The sequence below is a fragment of the Acinetobacter sp. YH12052 genome (assembly GCF_013419835.1).
Lineage (GTDB): Bacteria > Pseudomonadota > Gammaproteobacteria > Pseudomonadales > Moraxellaceae > Acinetobacter > Acinetobacter amyesii.
Genome location: NZ_VOZI01000002.1, coordinates 147,278 through 168,711, shown reverse-complemented (window position 1 = coordinate 168,711; position 21,434 = coordinate 147,278). Strand labels below are relative to the sequence as shown.

Annotated in this window: 19 protein-coding genes; 5 read left to right on the top strand and 14 right to left on the bottom strand. The window is 42.9% G+C overall.

The window, feature by feature from the left end:
* Positions 1-118: 118 nt before the first annotated feature.
* The 13 genes from FTU06_RS02030 to FTU06_RS01970 form a co-directional block, all read right to left on the bottom strand.
* The gene (locus FTU06_RS02030) at positions 119-757 is read right to left on the bottom strand and encodes an ATP-binding cassette domain-containing protein (RefSeq protein WP_180021861.1); all 639 of its coding nucleotides are present in this window, start codon (positions 755-757) and stop codon (positions 119-121) included.
* Positions 744-1,442 (bottom strand): molybdate ABC transporter permease subunit, encoded by a 699-nt coding sequence (modB, locus tag FTU06_RS02025; RefSeq protein ID WP_180027004.1) that lies wholly within the window; start codon positions 1,440-1,442, stop codon positions 744-746. Before modB ends, FTU06_RS02030 begins: the two co-directional genes overlap by 14 nt.
* 3 nt (positions 1,443-1,445) lie before the next feature.
* Positions 1,446-2,207, bottom strand: a complete 762-nt coding sequence (modA, locus tag FTU06_RS02020; protein WP_180144619.1) for a molybdate ABC transporter substrate-binding protein — start codon at positions 2,205-2,207, stop codon at positions 1,446-1,448.
* A gap of 9 nt (positions 2,208-2,216) precedes the next feature.
* On the bottom strand, positions 2,217-3,467 hold the full coding sequence (locus FTU06_RS02015; protein WP_180144616.1) for a molybdopterin molybdotransferase MoeA: 1,251 nt from the start codon (positions 3,465-3,467) through the stop codon (positions 2,217-2,219).
* Positions 3,464-4,387 (bottom strand): bifunctional molybdenum cofactor biosynthesis protein MoaC/MoaB, encoded by a 924-nt coding sequence (moaCB, locus tag FTU06_RS02010; RefSeq protein WP_168377472.1) that lies wholly within the window; start codon positions 4,385-4,387, stop codon positions 3,464-3,466. The genes FTU06_RS02015 and moaCB overlap by 4 nt, the downstream gene beginning before the upstream one ends.
* 60 nt (positions 4,388-4,447) lie before the next feature.
* Entirely contained in the window at positions 4,448-5,011 is a 564-nt protein-coding gene (locus tag FTU06_RS02005) for a molybdenum cofactor biosynthesis protein MoaE (protein ID WP_180004420.1), read from the bottom strand.
* Positions 5,012-5,013: 2 nt separating this feature from the next.
* Positions 5,014-5,265 (bottom strand): MoaD/ThiS family protein, encoded by a 252-nt coding sequence (locus tag FTU06_RS02000; protein ID WP_180004419.1) that lies wholly within the window; start codon positions 5,263-5,265, stop codon positions 5,014-5,016.
* Between the two features lie 2 nt (positions 5,266-5,267).
* Positions 5,268-6,308, bottom strand: a complete 1,041-nt coding sequence (gene moaA, locus FTU06_RS01995) for a GTP 3',8-cyclase MoaA (RefSeq protein WP_180004418.1) — start codon at positions 6,306-6,308, stop codon at positions 5,268-5,270.
* A 356-nt stretch (positions 6,309-6,664) separates the two neighbouring features.
* A complete protein-coding gene (locus FTU06_RS01990) occupies positions 6,665-7,288 on the bottom strand; it encodes a molybdenum cofactor guanylyltransferase (protein ID WP_373683052.1) in 624 nt (207 codons plus the stop codon).
* Entirely contained in the window at positions 7,288-10,080 is a 2,793-nt protein-coding gene (locus tag FTU06_RS01985) for a nitrate reductase (protein ID WP_180144613.1), read from the bottom strand. Before FTU06_RS01985 ends, FTU06_RS01990 begins: the two co-directional genes overlap by 1 nt.
* 267 nt (positions 10,081-10,347) lie before the next feature.
* Positions 10,348-11,958, bottom strand: a complete 1,611-nt coding sequence (gene nirD, locus FTU06_RS01980; RefSeq protein ID WP_180144610.1) for a nitrite reductase small subunit NirD — start codon at positions 11,956-11,958, stop codon at positions 10,348-10,350.
* A gap of 113 nt (positions 11,959-12,071) precedes the next feature.
* Positions 12,072-14,618, bottom strand: coding sequence for a nitrite reductase large subunit NirB (gene nirB, locus FTU06_RS01975; protein ID WP_218954031.1), 2,547 nt, complete (start codon positions 14,616-14,618; stop codon positions 12,072-12,074).
* Positions 14,619-14,684: 66 nt separating this feature from the next.
* Positions 14,685-16,034 (bottom strand): MFS transporter, encoded by a 1,350-nt coding sequence (locus FTU06_RS01970; RefSeq protein ID WP_180144607.1) that lies wholly within the window; start codon positions 16,032-16,034, stop codon positions 14,685-14,687.
* 446 nt (positions 16,035-16,480) lie between these two features.
* Here FTU06_RS01970 and FTU06_RS01965 point away from each other — a divergent pair, with 446 nt between their 5' ends.
* Positions 16,481-17,068 carry an ANTAR domain-containing response regulator gene (locus FTU06_RS01965; RefSeq protein WP_078190882.1) on the top strand — a complete coding sequence of 196 codons (588 nt, stop codon included), beginning with the start codon at positions 16,481-16,483 and terminating at the stop codon, positions 17,066-17,068.
* Positions 17,069-17,071: 3 nt separating this feature from the next.
* Positions 17,072-18,067, top strand: a complete 996-nt coding sequence (locus tag FTU06_RS01960; RefSeq protein WP_180144605.1) for an ABC transporter substrate-binding protein — start codon at positions 17,072-17,074, stop codon at positions 18,065-18,067.
* A 76-nt stretch (positions 18,068-18,143) separates the two neighbouring features.
* Here the strand turns inward: FTU06_RS01960 and catM are convergent, their stop codons facing one another.
* Positions 18,144-19,067: a cis,cis-muconate-binding transcription regulator CatM gene (catM, locus tag FTU06_RS01955; RefSeq protein WP_180144601.1), complete on the bottom strand. Its 924-nt coding sequence runs from the start codon at positions 19,065-19,067 to the stop codon at positions 18,144-18,146.
* Positions 19,068-19,170: 103 nt separating this feature from the next.
* Between catM and FTU06_RS01950 the strand changes: the two genes are divergently transcribed.
* The 3 genes from FTU06_RS01950 to FTU06_RS01940 all read left to right on the top strand — a co-directional run bounded on the left by FTU06_RS01950 (position 19,171) and on the right by FTU06_RS01940 (position 21,432).
* The gene (locus FTU06_RS01950; RefSeq protein ID WP_180026996.1) at positions 19,171-20,280 is read left to right on the top strand and encodes a muconate/chloromuconate family cycloisomerase; all 1,110 of its coding nucleotides are present in this window, start codon (positions 19,171-19,173) and stop codon (positions 20,278-20,280) included.
* Positions 20,281-20,300: 20 nt separating this feature from the next.
* The gene (gene catC, locus FTU06_RS01945) at positions 20,301-20,591 is read left to right on the top strand and encodes a muconolactone Delta-isomerase (RefSeq protein ID WP_078190886.1); all 291 of its coding nucleotides are present in this window, start codon (positions 20,301-20,303) and stop codon (positions 20,589-20,591) included.
* 154 nt (positions 20,592-20,745) lie between these two features.
* Positions 20,746-21,432: a 3-oxoacid CoA-transferase subunit A gene (locus FTU06_RS01940; protein ID WP_078193765.1), complete on the top strand. Its 687-nt coding sequence runs from the start codon at positions 20,746-20,748 to the stop codon at positions 21,430-21,432.
* Positions 21,433-21,434: the final 2 nt, after the last annotated feature.

Genomic DNA, 21,434 nt, shown 5'->3' with positions numbered 1-21,434 from the left:
TTATAACAATTTAATCTAGAAAATGAGTTTTTCATAGTTCTAATCAAAACTTTAAGATGCAGCTTAATGCCATTTTTTCATCTAATTTACTGTTATTACTTATATAATTTATATTTATTTAAAAACTTATTTGACCATTTTCTAGATGCAAAATATGGGCTTTTAAATAATCTAACTCATCACTATGATGCGTGACATATATCATCGGCAGCGCCGACTGTTCTTTCACCGTGTTTAAAAATGGCAATATTTGATCTTTCAGCCTGCGGTCAAGTCCTGTCAGCGGTTCATCTAACAGCAGCAGATCAGGCTGTGACAGCAATGCCCGGCCTATGGAAACACGCTGCGCCTCTCCGCCAGATAGTTCATGTGCCCGCCGTTTGAGCAGTGGCTTCAACTCAAGCAGATGCGCTACTTGCTGAAACTGAAATTGTGCATTTTCCTGAGCAGCTAAGTTCTCTGCATATTGCAAATTTTGCTGCACATCCATATGCGGAAAAAGCCATGCTTTTTGGAAAATTAACGCAATACGGCGTTTATGCATCGGCACATTAATCTTCTGCGCTATGTTGAACACTTCACGCTGATTCAGCGATATATAACCTTGCTGGGGCTGCAGCAGACCGGCCAAACTTTTCAGCAGCGTAGATTTGCCGCTGCCTGATGGCCCCATAATGCCCAGCAGCTGATCCTGCATCTGCAGCCGAGCCTGCAATTGAAAATCTGCATATTGAAACTGAAAATCACACTGAAGCATGGCCGGCTCCGAGTTTTCGCTGATAGCGCTGTAAAATATAATAATTGGCAATCAATGCGCCAAAAGCCGCCAGCAATGAAAGGATCACTAAACGCATTGCGGCCTCTTCACCATTTGGCTGCTGTATCAGCGAATAAATGGCGATAGGAATGGTTCGGGTTTCATCTGGAATATTGCCGACAAAGGTAATGGTTGCGCCAAACTCACCTAGACTTCGGCTAAAGCCTAAAATGCTGCCAATTAAAATCCCTGGTAAAGCCAGCGGCAGGCTGATTGAGACAAATACCCGTAAAGGATGTGCGCCTAGTGAGCCTGCAACCTGCTCAAGCTGTTGATTGATCATTTGAAAAGACAAACGGATCGGCTGCACAATCAGCGGAAATGACACAATCATCGATGCTAAAACGGCGCCTTTCCAATTAAAAACCAGCTGAATTCCCCATTCAATTAGCATCTTGCCGATCCAGCCATTTGAACCAAACAGCACCAATAGCAAATATCCTAGAACCACCGGCGGCAGCACCATTGGCATTTGTAAAAGTGCTTCGACCAAAAATTTTAAATGAAACTCATAGCGCGCCAAAACCCATGCCAGCCCTATAGCAAATGGTAAGCAAAATACAGTGGCGCAAATGGCAACCTTAGCCGACAGATACAAGGCGCTCCACTCTTCAGGGCTTAGCATGCTTTAGCCCTTCACACCAAAGCCATAATGCTTAAACAGCATTTTGCTTTGCGCATGGTCTTTAAGATAACGGTAAAACTTCACGGCCTCAGGTTTAGCTGCGCCTTGCTGTGTTAAAGCCAATGGGTAAATGATGGGTTGATGGGTATGGTTTGGAAAAATCCCGGCTATTTTAACTTTAGAACTGATCATCGCATCGGTACGGTAAACAATCCCCGCTTGGCACTCACCGCGTTCGACAAAAGCCAGTGCTGAACGTACATCATCTGTCCCGACAATCCTTCCATTCAAACTTGATAGCCAGCCCAACTTGGTTAGGCTTTGTTTTGCATATTTTCCAGCAGGTACAGACTCCATTTGCCCTGTACATAAGTGACCTTGAAATGCCTTGGAAAAATTAAACTGCGGCACGGCCCTAAATTGCATATTCACCGCTTTAGGCGTAATCAGCACCAAATCATTGCTCAGCATATTGAACACTTGCTTTGCAGGTACTTTCTGCTTCTGCACCAAATAATTCATCCAGTCTACATCTGCTGAAAAATACAGATCACTTGGTGCACCGGCTTCAATTTGCTTGGCTAAAGCAGAAGATGCACCAAATACCGGTACAATTTTGATGTCTGGATTCTGTGCCTGATATTGCTTTGCAATATCGGCAATAGCATTGCTTAAACTGGCTGCAGCATAAATTTTGACTGTTTCCGCCTGAGATGCGCCAGCAATGAAGCTCAGTCCTGCTGCTAAAATAAATTTGAATCGCATAGCAAACTCCTATTCCTGAATAAATACGCCTTGAAGAATTTGTCCTGCTTGCACAGGCTGCCCTGCAGGAATCCGAACAATGCAATTGGCTTGCATTAAATTGCTCAGCATATGTGACTGCTGTTTAGACAGGCTAGTTAGTTGCAGTTTGCCTTGCTTATCAAAGTGCGCCGACATTCTTAAAAACCGCTCACGTGCATCAGCTTTTAGGTCATGTGTCATGACTGCGCTGAACCAGACCAGCGGGGGTGTTTGACCTTGCAAAGCTTTCAATAATGTATCTGTATAAATTTGCATGCCGACATAAACAGCAGCGGGATTGCCCGGCAGTCCGAGTAAATAACAGGAGGTGCTGTCTGGACGTAAGTATTGTGAAAACAGCATCGGTTTGCCGGGTTTTTGTTTTACTTTCCAAAAAATTTGCTGAAAACCGATGTCCAAGGCTGCGGGACGAACAAAATCATAATCACCTACAGATACGCCGCCAGTCGTTAAAATTACATCAAAGCTGTCTTTTAAACGGTTGAATAAATCCAAGACCGCCTGCTTTTCATCTGCAATATGAATCAATTCAACTTGGACGTGCTGCGACTGAAACCATGCTGAAATCAGCGGCGCATTGGCATCAAATATTTTACCTGCACGATAATCTTCTATATTTTGTGCAACTTCATCACCTGTAATGACCACAGCAACTTTAGGGTAAGCGTAGACCTCACAATGCGAAATACCAGCCATGCTCAGTGCTGCAATTGCCCCAACCGTTAGCTTTTGACCACGGACAGCCAAACATTGTCCGACTGAGAATTCCTCACCTGCATCACGAATATCCGCATGCTTATTTAAAACTGAAGTCAATTCAATTTGCTGTGCATCCGCTTTCACAATTTCTTGCCGCGCTACTGTAGTCGTGCCTTCAGGAATCGGCGCGCCAGTAAATATACGGACAGCTTGGCCTGCTTTTAAAATAGTTTCAGCCGTTTGCCCTGCGCGGATTTCTCCAATGAGCTCAAATTGCGCGCCGGGTTTAATTTCACCCGCCGCGCAAATGGCATAGCCGTCTACAGCGCTTTGAGCAAATAAGGGCAGCTGAATTTGTGAATGCACATCTGCCGCCAAATAACGGCCTAAAGCGTGTTGAAGTTCCAAAGTTTCATGTGCCAAACTTTGCGTATGTGTCTGAATCAGCGCAAGAGCCTCGTCAACTGAAATCAGTCCAGCCTCAGCACCGCAGCCTGTATGCAATACAGCTTGGTTCATTGATAGCCTCCTACATGCGGAATATTCTTCTGCACATCAAATAGATGTACCAAGGCAGGTAAAATGGCAATAAGTGATTCTTTTGCGCCTTGTCTGCTGCCCGGCAATGTAATGACAAGGCTGTTATCTATATAGCCCGCAACACCACGGCTAAGCGCAGCATAAGGCGTGCGTTTTTGACCAAAACTGCGTGAAGCCTCCATCAAACCCGGAATTTCACGTTTTAACAGCGGCTGTATCGTTTCTACAGTTAAATCTTTTGGCCCTAAACCCGTACCGCCAACCGTCAATATCAGCGGGTATTGATTTTTCTGTTGCTCAATCAAGGTAAGAAGCTGTTCAGGACTGTCTGGTATCACTTGATAGCTGATGTTGCTGAAGTTTGCTTCTTCTAAAATTTCGAGGACATTTTGCCCCGCAGTATCTGGTTTTTTACCGACAGCAACTGTATCTGAAAGCACAATAATCGACGCCGATAAGCTTTCTTTCAATACACGGGTAAAATGTGATTTACCACCTTTTTTCTTTTGCAGTTTTACCTGATCTAAGCACAAATCCTCTGGTTCACAGTGCGGTTTAAGCATGTCATACAGCGTTAAACCCGCAAGACTGACAGCAGTTAAAGCTTCCATTTCCACACCCGTTGGGCCAATGGTTTCAACCACTGCGCTAATTTCAACATGCGCCTCAAACAATTCATATTCAACATCTGCACGGTAGATCGGCAGCGGATGACACAGCGGAATGAGTTCATCCGTGCGTTTTGCGCCCAATATACCTGCAATCCGTGCGGTTTTCAGCGCATCGCCTTTTTCTGTATTGCCATTACGCAGCAGTTCAATGCAATGTGGCGGTGCATGCAGTATTCCAGTTGCAATGGCTGTACGGTAACTTTCCGCTTTCATGCCCACATTTTTCATTGCTTTATCCTTATTTTGTTCATTTTCAGCTGTAATATTGAAAATATTGAATTTTGGGTTTTATAAATGCCATTGGTAAATATTGGCGTTCAAATGCATGGTCTGGCTATTTTGATGTGAATGTTCGCATGACTCGCTATGAACATGAGCGTGCTTCGTTTCGTGATCTGCCACTTCAGGCGCGTGATCCTTACGAATACAGCAGCCCTCTACATATTGACTGCTGCCATCCATATAAAACTCTTCTTTCCAAACCGGAACTTCATGCTTTACACGTTCAACCGCTTCTTCGCAGGCTGCAAAAGCTTCACGGCGGTGCGGTGCATAAGCCATAGCAATAATTGCAGTATCACCAATATCTAAACTGCCAATACGATGCACAACCCGTACATATGACACGTCGTATTTGGCTTGAATTTCCTGTTCAATTTGTCGGATCATTTTCTCAGCCACAGGCGCATAAGCTGTATATTTCAGGGCTTTTACCGCTTTGCCTTCATGGTGATTACGAACCGCGCCAATAAATACACCTATACCGCCGCATTCAGGAAATGCCTCAATGCTGTCAAAATCAGCTTGGCTGAATACTGTATCTTGTATGCGTGAAATATGCTTGAGCTCCATATTCAGCCTCCCGCCACAGGTGACAGCAGCACAACGGTACTGTCCTGCATCAATGCGGTTTGTCTTGGCACAATGTCTTCCCCAATGGCACAGGCGCAGCGCTCAAGCATGCTGAATGATTCTGGAAATTGATTTGCAACTTGCTGCAAAACCTCTGCAATTGACTGCTGTGCCAAGCAAGTCAGACTCAAATGCGCTGGCAATAGACGCTCAATAGCGCCAAAAGATTCAATTTTGATGGTGATTTGAGTCATAATTAACCTCCAATCATATGCATGCTGATTTTTCTGGTATTGCTAGTACTAGACGCTGTAATCGTGTGAAAGCCCTGTTCTTTTTGCCAAATATAGCTGCCAAGTTTGTTTTGCATGTTCAACGTATCCAGCGGATTTTCATTTTCAGCCAGTGTGCTTTTAAGTGAGCGTATGTCCTTGCTCAGGTCTAAGCCTTTTTTTGCAAATAAACAGTTAAAAAACTCGCCTTGCGCATTCAGTCTTAGACGGTCGCAGCTGCCGCAAAAAGAATTGCTGATGGTTGAAATAATACCTATAGGAAAGCCGTTGATTAAGTAAGATCTGGCTGGTGACGCACCTTGACCGTGCAATGTTTGCACGTCAAAAACAGTCTTGAGTTTATCCAGTATGTCTTGTTCGGTAACGACCGCAGCTTTAGACCAGTTTTGATCACCATCCAGCGGCATAAACTCGATAAACCGCAGTTCGAAACCTTGTTGCAGCGCCCATTTTGTTAATGCAATGATTTGCTGATCATTCAGACCTCTAATCAAAACTGTATTAATCTTAATGTCAAAGCCCGCTTGCTTAGCCGCTTCAATCCCTTCTAATACTGGCTGTAATTGTTTTTGCGTCAGCTGAAAAAATTGCGCTTCATCCAAACTGTCTAAACTGATATTTATGCCATCTAAGCCAGCTTGTTTTAGGGCCTGTGCATATTGTTTCAGATAATGTCCATTGGTGGTCATGGATATACGTTTAAGGCCTAGCTTTCTCAGCTGTTGCAGCTGTTCAATAAAATGCACAACGCCTTGACGTATGAGAGGTTCGCCGCCCGTGATCCGGATCTGATCAATCCCGCGCAGCACCATAAACTCACAAAAATTGTAAAGTGATTCAAAACTGAGAAGATTATGCTTTTTCATCCATTCAGGGTGTTCAGGCATACAATAGACACATTTAAAATTACAGCGGTCTGTCACTGAAATGCGCAACTTGCGTTTTTCACGGCCAAACTGATCTTTAAAAATGGTCACTGGCTGTAATTGTGTCATGCTGTTCATGTTTTTCTTCCATGACGCTGTCATTTGCCCTGTCTTAGCTCAGTACAAATTTTGCGCCTTCTTTTCTTGCAGTAAAAATTGCAATAAGTGTTCCAACTTTGCGCTTTTTTAAATATTTATTTCAGAGGATTTGGTTTATTTTTTTGACATACAAAATCAACAACTTACAAACAACCAATAGCAATTAAAAATATAAATTGCCGTTAAGCCCATTATCAAAGGTATAAAAGCAGTCTGTTTTATCGCTATATATCATGCTCAAAAGCTTCATATTGGCTGTAAATTTTCTCTCTGGGTTCAAAAACAGCACATTAGGCTCATCATTTAAAATGAAAGCTCCGCAAAAGGTACAGCTTTCAGAGAAAATTCAGCTGACGGTGCTGCTGCAGCTCATCTAAAGAGTTAATACTGTGAAAAAAGAGTGCATTATTTTGAAAACGTGCAACCTGCATGTGCATTTGACTGAAACACCCCTTCAAACTGCGCTGTTTTTGATCAAGATGGGCTTGCAGCATTGTGAGACTGCTTCGTTTCAGCAAACAAAATGGATACAGCGCTTTGCCATTAATTTCCACAACTGCCACTTCACACAATGGATCCCGCTGCATGGCCTGATGCAGTCTCGAAAGCACTTTCTTCGGGATATAGGTCACATCGCACGGGACAAACAAAACATAATCCGACTGTACATGTGACCACGCGCTTTTCATGCCCATCAACGGCCCTAAAAACCCCGCTTCATCATCTTTATACAGCTTTATTGAAGGAATCATGCATTCATAGATTGAATGGTCACGATGGCTGTTAATCCAGACATTTGCAGCCCGTGATTTTAAACACTGATGAATCTTAATAAGCTGAATTTCATCATCAAATTTTTGTAAAACTTTATTTATACCGTTCATTCTGCGGGCTTGACCGCCCGCCAAAATGACCAAGTCTGTTTCTGGATAGCCTACTGATTTGGTGATTTTCTTCATCATTCTGCGTACTCCGTCTGACAGGCTTTAATTAAGCCTCGAATTTCTGATAAGCACGAACCGCAATTGCCGCCGGCCTTTAAACATGCAGTAACTTGTTTTTCATGGGTAATATTCTTTTCTTTAATGGTTTCGATAATGGTATTTTTACCGACTTTAAAGCAGCTGCACACCAGCGGACCTGCACTGTTGGTCATGTTCATCGGCTGACCTGCAAGCAGCGCTTTGCGGTGCATTGCGCTGAGTCGTTCACGCTTAAACATGCCAGCAATCCAATCACGGTCTGGCAGCATAGAGCGTTGCGCAATATATAGACTGGCAATTAAATGCCCATCTTGCAGCACCACGGTATGACTCAAATCGGCAGTTTGATCTTCCAAATTCAGCCATTCAAAGCTTTCATCGGTAAATGGCAGCAAAGACTTCAGTTGCTGGACGGTGTTTCTGAATTTTTTACGATCCGCCAACTCAAAACGTGTCGCTTTCGCTGTTTTAATTTTGGTCCACCACACCGTGTTTTGAATGGTGTTTTGCACCATTTGCTCAAAGCCGTCACGTACATACAGTACACCTTGCCACTGTGTATAAAACGGCTGTACAAATACAGGTGTATGTTTAAATTCAGGCTCACCAGATAGTGCATCGACCACAGGATTCACCACTTTGCCTATACGCGCATCCGATGCGACTTGGTCATTCCAATGAATTGGCGCAAAGATTTGACCGCGTCGAATTTGACTGCTGACCTGTGCACGTAAAATACATAAGCCCCAGTTAGATTTCACCTCAACCAGTTCACCATCTTTAACACCAAACTTCAGTGCATCTTGCGGGTGTATTTCACAAAATGGTTCGGCGATATGTGTACTCAAATTTGCAGATAAACCCGTACGGCTCATGGTGTGCCATTGGTCACGGATACGGCCAGTATTTAAAACCAGCGGATATTCGCCGCAAATCTTGTTCAAAGGGTCAATAGCGGTTGTTGCGACAAACTTAGCTTTGGCATCGGCATGGCTGAATTGGCCTGCTGCAAACAAACGGCTGACTGCATCAGCGCTCTGATCTAACTGCCAAACTGGCCATTGCACGGGCTTTAATTCAGCATAATCTTGTGCAGATAACTTACTTAAACCCTGCAAGTTAAAGTAGCGAAAAGACTCTGTTGTATCGCGTTGATCTAAAGGTGCATTTTGATAAGCAGATAATTTGGTATGCTCAATAAATATGTCATAGCTGCTGCTGTAGTCAAAACCGCTATAACCCATCTTTTTCGCAACTTGTGCAATAGACCACCAGTCTGCTCTGGCTTCACCCGGCGCATCTAAAAAAGCAGTTTGACGTGAAATACGGCGTTCAGAATTGGTAACGGTTCCGTCTTTTTCACCCCAGCCCAATGCAGGTAAAAGCACATCTGCATATATTGCTGTGTCTGTGTCTTTGCAAATATCCGACACCACTACAAACTCGCATTGTTCTAAAGCACGTTTGACTTGATCTGCATCTGGCAAGCTAACTACAGGATTAGTAGCCATAATCCAAATGGCTTTGATTTTCCCGCTTTCGACCGCCTGAAACAGATCAACCGCTTTTAATCCCGCTTTATTGGCAATAAATGGACTTTGCCAAAACGCTTGTACTAATGCCTGATGCGCCGTGTTATCGACATCTAAGTGCGCAGCCAGCATATTGGCTAAACCGCCAACCTCGCGGCCGCCCATCGCGTTTGGTTGACCTGTCATAGAAAATGGCGCTGCGCCTAATTTTCCGATTTTGCCAGTCAGCAGATGGCAGTTAATAATACTGTTGGCTTTGTCTACACCGCGCGAAGACTGATTAACCCCCATCGAAAATAGCGTCATAACTTTGTCAGTTTGCGCAAATTTTTCAAAAAATAGCTGTAATTTTTCTAAAGAAATACCTGTACGCTCAGCAACTGCTGTCATAGAAGCTTCTGTTGTACTTTGCTCCAGCGCTTGCGCCAAACCTTGAGTATGTTTGGTGATAAAATCTACATCACTATGATTATTTTGTACTAAATACTGCAGCAAACCGTTGAACAGTGCGACATCTTGCCCCGGTAAAATTGGCAAATGCAAATCTGCAGCCTCACAGGTACTGGTAAAGCGCGGATCAATGACCACCACGAACAAATCACGTTCTTCTTTGGCTTTCATAATGCGCTGATACAGCACGGGATGGCACCATGCTGTATTGGATCCGACCAGCACCACCATATCTGTATGCTCAAAGTCTTCATAGCTTGCTGGTACAAGATCTTCACCAAATACACGCTTATGTGCCGCCACAGCCGATGACATGCAAAGCCGTGAATTGGTGTCAATATTTGCAGTACCTAAATAGCCTTTGACAAATTTGTTAACGGCATAGTAATCCTCCGTCAGCAGTTGGCCCGACACATAAAAAGCGATGCTTTCACGTCCGTAAAGATCTATACATTGCTGAAATTTTTCGGCAATCAGTGCTGTTGCTGTGTTCCAATCTGTAGCCTGACGAGTATGAAATGGTGATGTTTGACGCCCAAGCATCGGCCGTAATATACGTGTTTCTAATCCAATGGTATCGGCTAAGTTACTGCCTTTAATGCACAGCTTGCCATAGTTTGATGGATGGTTCGCATCGCCAGTTACGCTCACTTTTTGCCCTAAAGCTGTCTGTTCAACTGTTGCGCTCACGCCGCAGCCGACACCGCAATATGGACAAGTGGTTTGAGTTGTTTTAATTTTATTTTCTGTGGAGCTATGCAGTTCCACGATCGGGATGCTATTCACTTCTGCCGGCTCCTTTTTCCAAACTCAATTAATTGAGTGTTACGACCAATTTCAAAAGATGACTAAATTATTTAAATTTAAGTTAAAACTAACTATCGTGTGGTGGCATGGATGCCACCGTTGGGCGGGGTATAGGATGTACCCTTCGCCCAACAAAGGATTTTTGTCACTTTTGATCCTTCAAAAGTGAGGCAACACCTACGCAAATACAAATTTCTTAAAAATGAAATTGCGCGGTCGTGACTATATTCTTTGATTAATAATGAATCACCCTGCTTTCTTTAATGCAAAATCCTTACCAAACAGCAATTTGTTTCGGATGCTTGAAATTGGAGTTTGATCTGAAATCAATTCTGCATACCATGCACCGTCTTCAGTATCGCCAAACAGCACAGCGCCAATCACTCTATCTTTTTGAATAATAATGCGTTTATAAATCTGACGCTTTTCATCATTCAAAATAATATCTTCAAAATCATCCTGCGGTTCAAAGTTGCCAGCTGAAAATACATCACAGCCGCTGACTTTTAACTGCGTCGGAACCGTGGGCGCTTTGAAGGTTAAACTGCCATGTTCGGCCAGATGCGATGCACAAATGAATGCCTGTCCCCAAAGCGGTTCAACTAAACCGAAAGTTTGGCTGCGGTGTTCTATGCATTCACCCACCGCATAAATACTCGGGTCAAAGGTTTGCATGGTGTCATTCACCATCACACCGCGGCCGCAGCGCAGTCCTGCACTTTGTGCCAATGCAATATTTGGGCGAATACCGACTGCAAACACGACAAGATCTGCAGCTAATACCGTGCCATCCTGCAAACGTAATTGTGTCACATGGCCATCTTCACCCATCAACTCTTGGGTATTTGCTGCGGTCATGATTTTTATACCTTTTTGTTCAATCGCATGATTGAGCATTAAGCTGGCTTTTTCATCCAGCTGACGGTCCATAATACGGTCCATCAAATGCAGTACAGTAACATTCATGCCACGCTGTTTCAGGCCATAAGCTGCTTCTAGCCCTAATAAACCGCCGCCAATCACCACTGCATTTTTCTTCGTTTTGCAGTAGTCCAGCATTTTGTTGACATCATAAATATCACGGAAGCTTAAAACGCCTTTGAAGTCAGTTCCCGGTATTGGTGGAATAAACGGCTTAGAACCTGTTGCTAAAATCAGACGGTCATAATCGATGACCAAGCCTTTTTCTGTGTATACCTGCTTGCGCGGACGGTCTATGCGTACCGCCGCATCACTTGCTACAAAACGGATATTTTTGTCTTTATACCAAGCATGTGAATGCAGCATGATATCTTCAATGGTTTTATCACCTGAAAGCACAGGTGAAAGCATAATTCGGTTGTAATTACCCCAAGGTTCTTCACCAATGACCGTAATTTCATAACGCTCTGGCGCCATATCCAGCAGATCTTCTAAGCAACGCATACCTGCTAAGCCATTGCCGACCAAAACCAGTTTCATCAACTCAGACGATGGCGCGTTATTGGTAATATAGGTTTTTTGAGCAGTTGGACTAATCAGCACACGGCCATTTTCAATTTTGCTTGGAAAAACCAAGAGTTTTTGGTCTTTATCTTCTAAGCAGCGTCCAGTAGCAAGGCTGAAATGCTGTTTATAAATGGGTGATGCCACAACACGCTCACCCTGCAAGTCACCAATAATACCGCGGGACATAACATAGGCTTGGCTAAATGGGTCCTGATTGCTCAGCGCATAAACCCGCTTTTCTTCACCGACACGGAATATCGCAATTTGCTGATTTTCAATCAGTGCGCCCACACCTGTATTTGGCGTAATATCATCTAATGCACAAACATCAAACCAGTCTAAATCATTTATTTCTTTTAAAATTGTCATATTCTTGATCCTTTTTAAACTTCTTTTAGATCACTATCTTTTCATTTTCGCCTTAGCGAGAAACCGAATAAGGATGTAAATCAAATAAAAGAAGTTTTAAATTCGTTATTCTCTTAAGCTTCAACCACTGGAATGCGTGTCGTATCGCGTTCAGCTTCTGTTTTGGGTCTGATTTGACCGCGAACGGATGCAAACTGAATATGCGGATCATTTTGCTGTTCTGCTTTTGCATTCACGAAAGTCACAAAGCGTTTACGTACTTCAGGATCTTCTACAGCAGTACGCCATTCATCTTGATATGTACCCACAACATGGCTCATACGGCGTTCAAGTTCAGCCGCTACGCCAAGCGAATCATTCACAACGACATCTTTCAGGTAATCTAAACCGCCTTCCATGTTGTCGCGCCATACAGAAGTACGCTGCAAACGGTCTGCTGTTTGAATGTAGAACATAAAGAAACGGTCAATGTATTTGATCAATGTTTGCGTATCTAAGTCTGATGCCAAAAGCTCTGCGTGACGCGGCTTCATGCCGCCGTTGCCGCATACATAAAGGTTCCAGCCTTTTTCAGTCGCAATCACGCCAACATCTTTACTTTGCGCCTCAGCACATTCACGGGTACAGCCCGACACAGCCATTTTCAGTTTGTGCGGTGAGCGAAGGCCTTTGTAGCGGTTCTCTAAATAAATCGCCAAGCCGACTGAATCGTCCACGCCATAACGGCACCAAGTACTGCCGACACATGATTTCACTGTACGCAATGATTTACCGTATGCATGACCAGACTCAAAACCTGCAGCAATCAATTTTTCCCAAATTTCAGGCAACTGATGCACTTGTGCACCAAACATATCGACACGCTGACCACCTGTCAGTTTGGTATATAGACCATATTCTTTCGCAATTTGACCCACGGCAATTAATCCATCCGGAGTAACTTCACCGCCTGCCATACGTGGCACGACTGAATAAGAGCCGTCTTTTTGTATGTTGCCTAGGTAGTAGTCATTACTGTCTTGCAAGCCTGCATGGCTTGGTTTAAGTACAAAATCATTCCAGCAAGACGCTAAAATATTGGCAACTGTCGGTTTACAGATATCACAGCCTAAACCATGGCCATGCTGTTGAATCAGGTCATCAAAGGTTTTGATTTCGTTCACACGTACCAAGTGATAGAGCTCTTGGCGTGAATAAGCAAAGTGTTCACATAAATGGTTATTTACAGTTACACCTTGACGCTGAAGCTCCGATTTAAGTACTTGAGTGACTAATGGCGCACAGCCGCCGCAAGCTGTTGCAGCTTTAGTACATTTTTTCAATGCGCCTAAAGAAGTCGATCCGTCAGCAATGGCTGAACAAATATCTGCTTTAGAGACGTTGTTACATGAACAAATCGTTGCGCTGTCTGGCAGCAGATCGACACCGCTTCCGCCCGATTTACCTGCAGATTGTGCATAGCCAGGCATGATTAGGCTTTCTGGGCTTTCAGGAACGTCTAAGCCATTCAGCATCATTTGCAGCAGGTCATTGTATTCTTTAGCACAGCCCACCAATACTGCACCTAGCAGCTTAGTTTTCTCTGCATTCACGACAATTTTTTTATAAACCTGAGCTGCTTCATCTGCATAGAAATAGCTTAAAGAATTTGGTGTCATTGCATGCGCATCGCCTACAGATGCAACATCAACTCCCATCAGTTTCAGCTTGGTGCTCATATCTGCACCAGCGAAAAGCGTGCAGTTTTGTTCCATCACATGCTTTGCTGCAATACGTGCCATGTCATAGCCCGGCGCAACTAGGCCATAAATTTTATTTTGCCAAAGCGCACATTCACCAATGGCATAAATGTCAGGGTTTGAAGTTTGGCAATAATCGTTAATTACAATACCGCCACGCTCACCGATGGCTAAACCACTTTGGCGCGCTAATTCATCGCGTGGACGGATACCTGCAGAGAATAAGATGATGTCGGTTTCCAGTTCAGAACCATCACCAAACTTCATTACATGCTTCGCATTTGCACCGTCTTCAATGCAAGATGTTGCTTTTTGCGTATGGACTTTAACACCTAGATTTTCAATTTTCGAGCGTAAAACTTTACCGCCTAGATCATCAATCTGAACTGCCATTAAGCGTGGTGCAAATTCAACAACATGGGTTTCTAAGTTTAAATCACGCAGCGCTTTTGCTGCTTCCAGACCCAATAAACCGCCGCCGATCACCACACCTGTTTTAGCATTCAAGCTTGCGGCACGGATGGCATCCAAGTCTTCAATGGTACGGTACACAAAGCAGTTTTCACGTTCATTGCCTGGAATTGGTGGCACAAAAGCGTATGAACCTGTTGCGAGCACTAGCTTGTCAAAAGAAAGAATATCACCGTGATTGGTTGTGACCGTTTTATTGCGCTGATCAATTTCAACCGCTTTGGTGCTAAGGCGTAAATCTATACCGTATGCATCGGCAAAGTCGCTGCGGCATAGGGTTAAATCTTTAGCCGATTTACCGCTGAAATATTCAGTTAAATGCACACGGTCATAGGCTAAACGCGGCTCTTCAGCCAAAATGGTTAATTCAACATCATCACCTGCGTGTTCCAGTACAGATTCGATAAATTTATGGCCAACCATGCCATGTCCAATCATGATGATTTTCATATTCTTTCTCCGCAAGATTTTTTTATTTGCCCCTAAATCGCGATGTTTAGAGGCAACTTTTCAGTATTAGTTTTGAGCTTCAGCTAAATTTCGTTCATTTACAGCTTGTTCAAATAGGCGCTGTTCTTTTTCTTTATGCTCTACAGAGAAGCGGATCATCAGTACACAGCTTGCAGCGATAACCACTAGACCGCCCAACACCATAAGCGTGGTTTGAATATCCAGCATGCCTTTAAGCAAGAAGCCTGCAGCCACTGCACCTACGTTACCGCCTGCACCGATAATGCCTGCAACACCGCCTAAAGCATCACGGTCAATGAATGGCACCAGCGCATAGGTAGCACCGCAAGCCATATGTGTGAAGAGCGCAAAGACTGTCATTGCAAGGATTGCAAGCACTGCAGTATTCATTTGTGAGAAGACAATCAGGAATAAGCCTTCTAGCAGAATCATGGCAAATAACACTTTGGTACGGCCATCTAAGCCTTTTTTAGTCGCTACTTTGTCCGAAACAATGCCGCCAAGCGCACGAGCAAACAATGCAAGCAAACCAAAGATACCTGCTGCCATACCCGCCTCTTTTAATCCAAAGCTGAAATGGTCGACGTAGTACATTGCTACAATGTTGTGAATAAAGATTTCAATACCGAAACAAGCTGCGTAAGCGCCAAATAGAATCCATACACGGTAATTGCGTGCTGCATGCATTAGAATTGCCAAGCCGCCTTTTTTGTCACTGCCAACACTGATGCCTTGTTCGCGAAGTTCTTTAAAGTTGCCTTGCGGACAGTCTTGTGTGAACTTCCAGTAAAGCGCACCAACAATCAGCATCATCACACCGGGTACAATCAGCGCAATACGCCAGCCCATCGCTTGCTCTACACCAAACATAACGAGTGCGCCAAGCAGTAAAGGCATAAGGGCTTGAGTTGCACCGCCGCCTGCATTGCCCCAGCCTGCTGTTGTAGCATTGGCTGTACCCACAACATTAGGCGCAAACATAATGCTTGTATGGTATTGAGTGATGACGAAGCTTGCGCCAATCGCGCCGATCAGCAAGCGGAAGAAAAGAAAGGATTCATAGCTGCTCGCAGAAGCGACACCAAAGACTGGAATACTGCCGATGATTAATAAAGCTGTATAGGTTTTACGCGGGCCATATTTATCACATAAAGGACCAACGATCAGACGGACTAAAATCGTGATCGCAACAGCGGCAATATTAATATTGGCAATTTGATCTTTCGTGAGGTGAAATTCGCCAGCAATCACTGGCATCAACGGTGCACAGGCAAACCATGCAAAGAAGCAAACAAAGAATGCGAGCCAACTCATGTGGAAGGCCCGCATTGCTGCTGAAGAAAAATTAAATAGACTTATTTTTGTGGCTTTTTTGGCATTTAAATTTGAAGACATAACCTTCTCCTGACTGAACTGAACGCATGAATTACTCGGTTATGTCGCTAACACATAACAGAGTCGATCAGAACGGACGTCGTTGGCCGTCTAACAAATTTTTAGAGTCTTCTTTGACTCAATAAGTATTAAGCACGATACGTGCCAAGTTTTTATTTCAATCGTAAATTTCATCTCTATATTTAAGTATTGAGCGCCGATCTATCCGAAAATAAGCGAATTAAGGTAAATAGATAGTCAATATGCCTATAGAGATGCGGCTGAATGTTCAAACGTGGTTCAGCCCTGCACAAGATCAGTGCACGGAAATGGTTCAATTTTAAAATGTGCATATAACCAAGCTAAAATTTAGAAGCAGATTTATATTTTGTATTGTCTTAAAATTTGGCATTTAAATTGCTTAGAAAACTCAATACGTATTTGTTTGGCTCTGTCTGAGCGTTTGCATGCCAAAACTAAAAATAGCCCTAATTGATGATGATCAAGAACGCGCTGAATTTATTCAAGCCTCATTAATTCAACATGACTTTGATGTGGTCGCCAGTTTCATGATTGATCATTTAAATATGTCATATCTGCAAAATATTCAGGCAGATGTGATTTTATTGGATATGGATCATCCACATCGCGATGTCATTGAAAGCTGTGTCAGCCAATTTGACTTACCGACTGTTCTGTTCACTAAAAATTCGAGTCTTGAAATCATCCGAAGCGCGATTGATGCGGGTGTCACGGCATATATTGTCGATGGTATTGACCCTGCACGTTTGAATAGCATTTTAGAAATTTCGATTGAACAATATAAAAAGCATAAAAAACTGCTGAATGATTTGGCTGAAACCAAGTGCAAATTGGCAGATCGAAAAGATATTGAAAAAGCCAAAGTGCTTTTAATACAAATGCATGGATTAACCGAAGATCAAGCATTTAATTTGCTGAGAAAAAATGCCATGAGTCACCGTATGACAATGGGTGAAATGGCGCGCCGACTGCTTGATGCGCAAGCGCTGTTACAGTCTCAATTTAAGGAATAAACCATGCAAAAGCTTGAAAAAACTGATATTCAATTGGGCTATATTCCTTTACTTGACTGTGTTGCTTTGCTCTGGGCAGAACATCAAGGGTATTTTGCTGAACAAGGCTTGAATGTCACACTAACTCAAGAACCGTCTTGGGCAAGTTTACGTGACCGTCTAGCTTTTGGTTTTTTAGATGCAGCACACTGTTTATCGGCCATGCTGCCTGCGTCTGTGACGGGCAAAGACCATCTCGGCATCCCCTTACAAACCTCACTAACGCTCAGTACCAATTGCGCTTATATTAGTCTGAGTCAAAAGCTCTACTATGAATTAAAGATCCATGCATTAGATCTACCAAAAAATTCAGCAGAGAAAATCGTATCTGCGATAAAGCAGAATCAAACGATTCAGTTGGCGCATGTTTTTCAGCATTCGATTCATCATTATATTTTAAGAGAATGGTTGGCACTTGCCGACACAGAACTCGCTCAAACGCAGACCTTTTCAACTCTACCACCGCCTTATATGGTGGAAGCAATATCAACGCAACGAATTGATGGATTCTGTGTCGGAGAGCCGTGGAATACGCAAGCTGAAATACAAGGCTATAGTCGTATCATCGTCAATAGCCAAGATATTATTAAGCCTATACCAGATAAGGTTTTGGCTTTTACTCATGATTGGGCAGAAAAACATCCCAATACCTTAAAGGCGATCAATCTTGCCATCCAAAAAGCACAAAACGATCTACTTCAACAAACACATTTCTCAGAAATATTTTCTTTGTTAAAGCAATATCACATCATCCGTTTTGATTGTTCTGAGCAGATTCACGTCGAGGCTTTTCATCGGATCAAAAGCATCATTCAAAATTTTGGCAAGACCCAAGCGCCACAAACTTCAGACTTTGAATGGATGATTCAAAAAATGCAGCAATACGATCAATTAAATATTGAAGATGAAAAGGTTTTTGAAATAGCACAATCTTGTATTTATCAGGATGCTTTGGGCTGAAGTGATTGATATTCCATAAGACCCTATCATCTGAATAGTGGATCTTGTGTTACATCGACCATGAAACCTTGATTAGTTATGCATCTGCATCGATGGCGTGTAAGTCGATATTTTCTTCAACAAAAACTTCACGAATGCAATCCAGTATCTTTGGAATGTAATTACTATGATCCATATTTCGTACTGACAAAGAGATTGGACTATAGGCTTCCAAATCTAAGATTGGGATGTACATCAAATTTTTCATGCCAATATCACTGGCACTTTCAGGAATCAGGGAAATGCCCTCTCCCGAAGCCACCAAACCCAAAGCCATATGAATTTCACGCACTTCGGTTAAATGTTTAGGTACAAGTCCTAGTTCGGTAAAAATGGATTGGATGAGAGTGGAAAAATTCGGTTTAGGTGTCGTTGGATAGGCAAAAATTGGTTCATCTAAAATTTGAGAAAGATAAATGCCTTTGTCTTTAAATTCAGCCAAATGATGATTTTTATGAATAGCTAAACGTAACGCTTCTTTTCTTAATAAAACACGTTTAATGGACGGATCAGTTAAGCGAAGTCGTCCAAAACCAATATCAATTCGACCGGTTTTTAAGGCTTCAATCTGGTCGCGTGTACCACATTCTATGAGTTCAACATGAATATCTGGGTTGCGTTGTCGAAATAGATAAATAATTTGCGGCAATAATGCGTATAAAAGCGAACTGACATAACCAATGCGGACAGTTTTATCGACGGCATTAATTCGCTGTGCCATGGTTTTGGCCTGGGCGGTATGCGTCAATATCTGTACAGCATGCTCATAAAAGAACATACCAGCTTCTGTGGTTTTCACGGGTCTAGAACCACGCTCAAACAAGGTAATGCCCAGTTCTTCTTCAAGCTTTTGAATTTGGCGGCTCAAAGGCGGCTGAGCAATACATAATTTTTCTGCTGCCTTGGTAATACTTTGCTCTTCAACCACGGTGACAAAGTAACGTAAGTGCCTTAATTCCATTTATATACCTTTTAAGTATCTAAAAATACCAAAATCGCTCTAGTTAAAGATATTACATTAAATTAGGGTATATAAATAGTTGGATAGATAAGAAATACGCAAGATGTATAAGTCGATTGAAACCCTGCTCGTGGAAATCCCAACAATCCGTCCGCACAAGATGGCTGTTGCAACCATGCAAACGCAAACCCTTGTTTTGATTAAAATCACCACCGAAGATGGTTATATCGGTTGGGGTGAAGCGACGACGATTGGTGGTCTAGGCTATGGTGAAGAAAGCCCTGAAAGCATTCGTACCAATATTGAAACTTATTTTAGTCCTTTACTGAAAACTCTCACTGGTTTGAATGTTGCTCAAACCATGCAAGCTATTAAACGTAGTATTAACGGCAATCGCTTTGCTAAATGTGCCATTCAAACGGCGCTACTCGATATTTTGGCGCAGCGTTTAAATCTGCCCTTAAGTGAAGTATTGGGCGGCCGTTTACGTGACAGCTTGCCTGTTCTTTGGGTACTTGCATCTGGCAATACGGAAAAAGACATTGCCGAAGCACAAAAGATGATTGCGGCAAAACGACACAATATTTTCAAACTCAAAATAGGTTCACGCCCCGTTGAAGCTGATGTTGAGCATGTTTTAGCTATTAAAAAAGCGTTAGGTTCAGACATTTCTATACGTGTGGATGTTAACCGTGCATGGTCTGAATTAGATGCCATTAAAGGCATTCAGTTGTTACAAGATGGTGGTGTTGACCTGATTGAGCAGCCTTGCGCAATCGATAACATTGACGCGATGCGCCGTTTAACTCGTCGTTTTGATATTGGGATTATGGCAGATGAATCACTGATGGGGCCTCAAACGGCATATCAACTTGCTCGGCACAATTCTGCCTCTGTTTTTGCAGTCAAAGTTGCACAGTCTGGCGGTTTAATCGAAGGCTGTGAGGTTTCAAAAATCGCCAAACTTGCGGGTATCGATTTATACGGTGGAACCATGCTTGAAGGTCCTGTAGGCACTATTGCATCGGCACATGCATTTTCTACATTTGACAATTTAGCTTATGGCACTGAGCTTTTTGGTCCATTGCTGTTAACTGAAGAAATTTTAAAAACCCCACTTCAATATCAAGATTTCGAACTCAAGATTCCAACCACGGCAGGTTTAGGGATTGAAATTGATGAAAACAAAATTGATGACTTACGTCGTAAATAATATTTAGCTAGGAGTGAGAAATGCTTTTCCAAGTACGCATGGATGTCAATATTCCATTAGATATGCCAGTCGAAAAAGCCAATGAAATTAAAGCTGTAGAAAAAGCTTATTCACAAGATCTACAACGTCAAGGCAAATGGCGTCATATCTGGCGCATCACTGGTCAATATTCAAATATCAGTATTTTTGATGTTGAAAGCAATGAAGAGCTACACAACATTTTACAAGGGTTGCCCCTTTACCCGTATATGAATATTGAAGTTATGGCTTTAAATCGTCATCCCTCTTCTGTTCGTAGTGATGATAGCTGATGCGTTTGGATTCCAATTGTGTAGCACATGATTGGAGTCCATTGATCTGCATTTTTAAGTTTGTAAACATTTGAAATAAAAGATTATCTGCCATACATGACTGAAGTGGTTAGTCAGGTAAATAGTTTTATCGTTCTTGATGAAGGATCGTAGCATGATTGATAAAAGTACCGCTTCCTTAACAGAAGCACTTTCTCAAATTAAGGATGGATCTACCATTATGATTGGCGGCTTCGGTACGGCTGGTCAGCCTGCTGAACTGATTGATGGACTGATTGAACTTGGCATCAAAGATCTCATCATCGTCAACAACAATGCAGGTAATGGTGACTATGGACTTGCTAAATTACTCAAAGCTGGTGCTGTCCGTAAGATGATCTGTTCTTTCCCTCGCCAATCGGACTCTTGGGTGTTCGATGAGCTATACCGTGCAGGAAAAATAGAACTTGAGCTTGTACCACAAGGTAATTTGGCTTGCCGTATTCAAGCGGCAGGCATGGGTTTAGGTCCAATTTATACACCAACAGGTTTTGGTACGTTGTTGGCAGAAGGCAAACCTACACTCAATTATGAAGGCAAAGATTTCGTCCTCGAAAATCCAATTAAAGCTGATTTTGCTTTAATCAAAGCACATCAGGGCGACCGCTGGGGCAACTTGGTTTACAACAAATCAGCGCGTAACTTTGGCCCCATTATGGCTATGGCAGCAGATGTGACAATTGCTCAGGTTTCTGAAGTTGTTGAACTTGGTGCATTAGACCCAGAGCACATTATTACCCCTGGCATTTTTGTACAACATGTTGTGGCTGTTCAACCTGCACAGCTTGAGCAATCTGCATAAAT

What these genes read in the sequence shown, in the direction of transcription:
- FTU06_RS01990 (WP_373683052.1), bottom strand. Translation starts at nt 7,288, where the DNA reads ATGAAGAAAATCACCAAATCAGTAGGCTATCCAGAAACAGACTTGGTC.
- FTU06_RS01965 (WP_078190882.1), top strand. Translation starts at nt 16,481, where the DNA reads ATGCCAAAACTAAAAATAGCCCTAATTGATGATGATCAAGAACGCGCT.
- FTU06_RS02000 (WP_180004419.1), bottom strand. Translation starts at nt 5,265, where the DNA reads ATGACTCAAATCACCATCAAAATTGAATCTTTTGGCGCTATTGAGCGT.
- moaA (WP_180004418.1), bottom strand. Translation starts at nt 6,308, where the DNA reads ATGAACAGCATGACACAATTACAGCCAGTGACCATTTTTAAAGATCAG.
- FTU06_RS01940 (WP_078193765.1), top strand. Translation starts at nt 20,746, where the DNA reads ATGATTGATAAAAGTACCGCTTCCTTAACAGAAGCACTTTCTCAAATT.
- moaCB (WP_168377472.1), bottom strand. Translation starts at nt 4,387, where the DNA reads ATGAAAAATGTGGGCATGAAAGCGGAAAGTTACCGTACAGCCATTGCA.
- nirB (WP_218954031.1), bottom strand. Translation starts at nt 14,618, where the DNA reads ATGAAAATCATCATGATTGGACATGGCATGGTTGGCCATAAATTTATC.
- modB (WP_180027004.1), bottom strand. Translation starts at nt 1,442, where the DNA reads ATGCTAAGCCCTGAAGAGTGGAGCGCCTTGTATCTGTCGGCTAAGGTT.
- modA (WP_180144619.1), bottom strand. Translation starts at nt 2,207, where the DNA reads ATGCGATTCAAATTTATTTTAGCAGCAGGACTGAGCTTCATTGCTGGC.
- FTU06_RS02015 (WP_180144616.1), bottom strand. Translation starts at nt 3,467, where the DNA reads ATGAACCAAGCTGTATTGCATACAGGCTGCGGTGCTGAGGCTGGACTG.
- catC (WP_078190886.1), top strand. Translation starts at nt 20,301, where the DNA reads ATGCTTTTCCAAGTACGCATGGATGTCAATATTCCATTAGATATGCCA.
- FTU06_RS01950 (WP_180026996.1), top strand. Translation starts at nt 19,171, where the DNA reads ATGTATAAGTCGATTGAAACCCTGCTCGTGGAAATCCCAACAATCCGT.
- FTU06_RS02005 (WP_180004420.1), bottom strand. Translation starts at nt 5,011, where the DNA reads ATGGAGCTCAAGCATATTTCACGCATACAAGATACAGTATTCAGCCAA.
- FTU06_RS01960 (WP_180144605.1), top strand. Translation starts at nt 17,072, where the DNA reads ATGCAAAAGCTTGAAAAAACTGATATTCAATTGGGCTATATTCCTTTA.
- nirD (WP_180144610.1), bottom strand. Translation starts at nt 11,958, where the DNA reads ATGACAATTTTAAAAGAAATAAATGATTTAGACTGGTTTGATGTTTGT.
- FTU06_RS01970 (WP_180144607.1), bottom strand. Translation starts at nt 16,034, where the DNA reads ATGTCTTCAAATTTAAATGCCAAAAAAGCCACAAAAATAAGTCTATTT.
- catM (WP_180144601.1), bottom strand. Translation starts at nt 19,067, where the DNA reads ATGGAATTAAGGCACTTACGTTACTTTGTCACCGTGGTTGAAGAGCAA.
- FTU06_RS02030 (WP_180021861.1), bottom strand. Translation starts at nt 757, where the DNA reads ATGCTTCAGTGTGATTTTCAGTTTCAATATGCAGATTTTCAATTGCAG.